Here is a 5,273-nt window from a genome sequence, read left to right as displayed (position 1 = left end):
CCACATCACCGTGGACCCGCAAGCACGGCTCGCCTGGCACGGCACCAACGTCTTCGGCGCACGCCACCTGCCACTGCTCGTGCACCGCGCCTGAGGCGTCCGCGCCCTGCCTCCTCCCCCACTCGACCGCCCCTCCCTTCTTCGCCGACGGAGTGAGTTCATGAAGACCAGGCCCGAGCCTCCCGTGATTCCCTCGGAGCGGGGCAAGTGCCCGTTCGACCCGCCCGCCGAGTACGCCCGGCTGCGCGCCGAGCAGCCGGTCAGTCCCGTCACGTTCCAGGTGGCGCCGAAGGACACCTCCGGCTGGCTGGTGACGCGGCACGACCTGGTCCGGCAGATCCTCGCCGACGACCGGTTCAGCCACCGCAACGAACTGCTCGCGCACGTGGTCGCGCCGCCGTTCCCGATGACCGAGTACGCGCCGCAGCCCTCGCTCCCCGGGTCGTTCGCGAAAATGGACGCCCCGGAGCACACCAGGTACCGGCGGCTGCTGGCAGGTCACTTCACCCTGCGGCGCATCCAGCAGTACGAGCCCCACCTGAGGCGCATCGTCGACGAGACACTGGAGGAGATGGCGGCCGCGGGCTCACCCGCCGATCTGCTGACCGACTTCGCGGAGAAGGTCAGCCTGCGCTCGGTGTGCTCGCTGATGGGCGTCTCCCCGGAGCTGATGGACGGCATCCAGGAGCACTTCTCGGCACTGATGACGCTCACCTACACCCTGGAGGAGTTCATCCATCACCTGGAGGCGATGGACGGCCTCATCCGGCCGATGGTGAGGGAGCGGATGGCCGAACAGGGCGAGGACTTCTTCGGGCGGCTGGCGGCGACCGGCGAGCTGACCGAGGACGAACTGGTCAACCTGGGGGTTCTCACCCTGGGCGGCTCGCTCGACACCACGCCGAACATGCTGTCCTTGAGCACCTTCGCACTTCTGGAGCACCCGGAACAGCTGGCGCTGCTGCGCGAGCGGCCGGAGCTGTACGAGACGGGTGCGGTCGACGAGCTGCTGCGCTATCTGACGATCTCCCAGATGGGGTCGAGCCGGTGTGCGATCGAGGACGTCGAGATCGGCGGCACGACCATCAAGGCCGGTCAGACGGTGGTGCTGTCGCTGCCCGCCGCCAACCGCGACCCCGAGGTCTTCGACGACCCCGACCGGCTCGACGTGACCCGTATCCCGCGCAAGCACCTGGCACTGGGTTTCGGCGCGCACCAGTGTCTGGGCCAGCATCTGGCCCGGACCAGTCTGCGCATCGGGCTGCGCAGTCTGTTCGAGCGGTTCCCGACGCTGCGGCTGGCGACGCCGGCCCAGGAGGTGCCACTGCGTGACCGCGCTGTGCACTACGGCGTGGACCAGCTGCTCGTGGCCTGGGACTGAGGCGGCCGTGGCGGGGAAGAGCACCACCTCACGCACGGCGAAGAAGGGCACCTCCGCGTTCCGCACGGTCGTGGACAGCCGCGTGGAGAAGGAGCACACCGTTCGCGCCGGTGAGGCAGACGGCCGCCGCGTCCGCCTCACCGGCTACGACCTGCTGACCGGCCCGTGGTACACGCCGCTGACGTTCTTCTACCGCGGCACCCTCGACGGCGCGGCGCTGCGCGACTCCCTGGCGCGCACCCTGCGCCGCTACCCGCTGCTGGCCGGGCGCCTCGAAAGGGACGCGGACGGCGGGCTGAGCGTGGTCTGCAACGACGCGGGCGTACGGTTCACCGAGGCGTCCTGCCCCGACCCGATGCGCGACTACGGCCACGGGCTGCGCGCCGGACCGGTCATCGGGAACCTGCTGCGCGAAGTGAGCGCCTTCGGCGTCATCGGCCGGGACACGCCGCTGCTCAAGGTTCGCCTGACCCGGATGCGCGGCGGCGGATCCGTCCTCGGTGTGCTCATCAACCACAGTCTCGCGGACGGCGGCAGCACCGTCGCCTTCCTGGAGAGCTGGTCGCGCGAGCACCTCGGGCTGGCGTGGGACGACCCCGGCCATGCCCGCGAGGTACTGGACGAGCTGGGCCGGCCGTCGGCGGACCCGGCTACGCGACAGGCGCGCGCGTTCCTCGGAGTGGGCCGGGTCCGGCACCTGGCGACCACGCTGCGGGCGGCCAGCAACAAGCTGGCCACCGTAACGACCCGGTTCGACGCGACGGAACTGGCCGCGCTCAAGGCCGAGTCACAGCACATCCTCACGGAACCCGGCGCCTGGGTGTCGACGAACGACGCGCTGACCGCCCATCTGTGGCAGGTGCTGGGCGAGTTGAGAGCTCGGCCGGCGGACGCGACCGAATGGCTGGGGCTGATCGTCGGCGTGCAGCACCGTCTCGGCGGCGACCTGCCGGCGTCGTACTGGGGCAACTGCGTCAGCAACAGCTGGACTTCGCTCACGGCCGCCCAGTTGCGCGAGTCGCCGCTGGGTGCCGTCGCGCGGGACGTGCGGCGCTGCCTGGAGAGCAACACCGAGGATAAGATCCGCGACGAGATCGCCTTCCTCAACTCCTACCGGCGCAGGGGCGTTTCTCGCCATGTGATGTCGGTGCGGGCGCCCGACGTGTCGAAGACGTCCATCTCGGTCAACAACTGGTCGCAGTTCCCGCTGTACCGGATCGACGTGGGCGCGGGACGGCCGTTCTGGTACGAGTTCCCCGACCTTCCGGTACCGACCATGCACATCGCGCCGACGCCCGAGGAGGACGGGAGCCGGGACGTCTACCTGTGCCTGCCCGAAGCCGATGCCGCCCTCGTGGACACTCCGCCCTGGCGCGAGCGCCTGCACGCGTGGAGCAGATCTCCCTTAGGGCAGTAACCGGGATGGGGCGGATCCCGGCCCGGCTTCGGACGCAGCGAAGCGGCTCGGATGAGGACGGGCGGGATGAAGGCCCCGCCATGGGAAATGAGTGATCTGGGTGTACTGCCCAGGGACGTTGATCGACCTGGTGATGGGTGGGTTGCCGCCGGTTGCGGTGTGGGGCGGCGGTGATTGTAGTGATGGAGCCGGGCCGGCACTCAGCAGAGCCCCGGCCGCCCACTCACCCGACTCACCGTCAGCAAGCAAGATCGACGAGCGTCGGACGAGCGTCAGGAGATCGCCCGTGACGCCCGCACCGCACCTGACGCACACCCAAGAAACCGCAGTTCAGGAGCGCTTCACGGCTGGCAAGGACGGGGGCACCGCACTCCGTGTGATGAGTCATCGAGAACATGTCGACGGCCCTCTGATGCAAGGTCGGTGAAGACTCTCGCTCTACCAGAGTTCATCCAGCCGGAGTCCGGCACCCTGGCAGGGGGCCGCCGCCTTCCAAGCCGTCACGCACAACGTGCCCTACGGCAGTCGCCAGTCCACCGGCTGCGCACCCTGCCGCAGCAGCAGATCGTTGGCCCGGCTGAACGGACGCGAACCAAAGAATCCGCGATCCGCCGACATCGGAGACGGATGAGCAGACTCAATCGCCGGCAGATCCCCCAGCAACGGCCGCAGATTACGCGCGTCGCGCCCCCACAGGACGGACACCAGTGGCTTGCCGCGCGCGGCCAGCGCCCGGATCGCCTGCTCGGTGACCTCCTCCCAGCCCTTGCCCCGGTGCGCACCCGGACTGCGCGGCGCCGTCGTCAGCGCCCTGTTCAGCAGCAGTACCCCTTGCTCCGTCCACGGCGTCAAATCACCGTTGGACGGCCTGGGCAGCCCCAAATCAGTGTTCATCTCCCGAAAGATGTTCTCCAGGCTCCCCGGCAGTGAACGCACTTCCGGCGAGACAGCGAAGCTCAACCCGATGGCCATCCCCGGCGTGGGATAGGGATCCTGCCCCACGATCAGGACACGCACGTCATCGAAGGGCTGCTGGAACGCGCGCAGGACATTCGTCCCGGACGGAAGATACGTCCGGCCGGCCGCTATTTCAGCCCGCAGGAAGTCCCCCATCACAGCGATACGTTCGGCCACGGGGTCCAGAGCCTTCGCCCAACCCGCTTCAACAAGTTCATGCAAGGGTCGTCGTGCCACAGCGCGTCACCCTACTGGCACACACCGGGACCTCGCACACACAAGCCCCGCACACAGACGCCCCCGCGGCGCTAGTCTTCCTCCTCAACAAGGTCATCGAGCCGGTCCAGCAACTCTCGAAGCCGGTCACCGGGAGGAGGGGAGCCTGTTGCAACCAGTGATCAACCCACTCCGCCATGGTCATCACGCCTCGTCGGCCTCTCCTTGCCGATACACAGATCCCGGAACTACCGCACACACGGCGGGGCTGTCCTTCTCCGTCACGCCGGAGGTACGGCCGCTGCCGGGCAGCCTGCTCAACAGGGCGCTCACCACGGCCCCGCGCAAGCCGGCCGCACTCCGGGGCAAGGGCTGGGAGGAGGTCACCGGGCAGGCGATCCGGGCGCTGGCCGCGCGTGGGCGTCCCCTGGCGTCCGTCCTGTGGGGCCGTGACGCCCGCGACCTCCGTCCGCTCCTCGGCGACCTCCCGTCCATCGAGTCCGCCCACCCCTCCCCCATGTCCGCCGACCGGGGCTTCTTCGGCTCCCGTCCCTTCAGCCGCGCCAACGACCTGCTCACGAGGCAGGGCGGCGCTCCCGCGCACCGGCGCCTGCCATGACCGGCGGCGAGCCCCCCGTCGTGCTCGCCGTGGACTCCGGTGGCTCCGGAATGCGGGTGGCGCTGGCCCGGGGCACCGAGGTGCTCGGCGAGCCGGCGGTGTCCGGGGAGCCGGTACGGACCGGAGCGCGCGGAATCGACGCCGGGCATCTGCTGGAGCGGTTGCTGCCCCTGGCACGGCGGTTGCTCGACGACGCCGGATGCGAGCACCCCGCCGCGGTGGCCGTCGGGGCCGCCGGGTTCGCGACGCTCGGCGAACAGCTGCGTGCCGAGCTGCCGTCGGCGCTGTCGCGCGAGCTGGGGGCCCGGCGGATCGCGCTGGTGGCCGACGCGGTCACCGCCTACACCGGCGCCCTCGGTGTGCGGCCGGGCGCGGTGATCGCCGCCGGTACGGGGCTCATCGCGATCGGCACGGATCTGGAGGGCTGGCGTCGGGCGGACGGCTGGGGCCACCTGCTCGGGGACTGCGGCGGCGGGGCCTGGATCGGGCGGGCGGGACTGGAGGCGGCGCTGCGGTCGTACGACGGGCGGACCGGTGGTTCGGCCCGGCTGCTGGCGCGCGCCGAGGAGGTGTTCGGCCCGATGGACGGGCTGCCCGGCCGGCTCTACCCGAGGCCGGACCGGCCGGCGGTCCTCGCGTCGTTCGCGCCCGAGGTGGCCGCCTGCGCGGGGGACGACCCGGTG

4 protein-coding genes and 1 pseudogene are annotated in these 5,273 nt (G+C 70.5%); 4 read left to right on the top strand and 1 reads right to left on the bottom strand.

Annotated features, from left to right (window positions below; translation table 11 throughout):
• Positions 1–160: 160 nt before the first annotated feature.
• Complete coding sequence (locus tag AWZ10_RS45135; protein WP_060894125.1) at positions 161–1,381, top strand: cytochrome P450; 1,221 nt, start codon at positions 161–163, stop codon at positions 1,379–1,381.
• Between the two features lie 7 nt (positions 1,382–1,388).
• Entirely contained in the window at positions 1,389–2,798 is a 1,410-nt protein-coding gene (locus AWZ10_RS45130) for an acyltransferase (protein ID WP_060894124.1), read from the top strand.
• Positions 2,799–3,314: 516 nt separating this feature from the next.
• Here AWZ10_RS45130 and AWZ10_RS45125 read toward each other — a convergent pair.
• The gene (locus AWZ10_RS45125) at positions 3,315–3,992 is read right to left on the bottom strand and encodes a uracil-DNA glycosylase (RefSeq protein ID WP_079104711.1); all 678 of its coding nucleotides are present in this window, start codon (positions 3,990–3,992) and stop codon (positions 3,315–3,317) included.
• 226 nt (positions 3,993–4,218) lie between these two features.
• On the opposite strand from AWZ10_RS45125, the pseudogene AWZ10_RS45120 reads away from it, so the two are divergent.
• Positions 4,219–4,590, top strand: a pseudogene (locus AWZ10_RS45120) (uracil-DNA glycosylase); the annotation flags it as partial.
• Positions 4,587–5,273, top strand: a 687-nt coding sequence (locus AWZ10_RS45115; RefSeq protein WP_060894122.1) for a BadF/BadG/BcrA/BcrD ATPase family protein, incomplete at its 3' end; no start/stop codon positions are given. The pseudogene AWZ10_RS45120 and the gene AWZ10_RS45115, both read left to right, overlap by 4 nt.

The organism is Streptomyces europaeiscabiei, assembly GCF_001550375.1.
Lineage (GTDB): Bacteria > Actinomycetota > Actinomycetes > Streptomycetales > Streptomycetaceae > Streptomyces > Streptomyces europaeiscabiei.
Note: the sequence above shows the minus strand (reverse complement) of the source record. Positions and strands in the feature narration are given on the sequence as shown.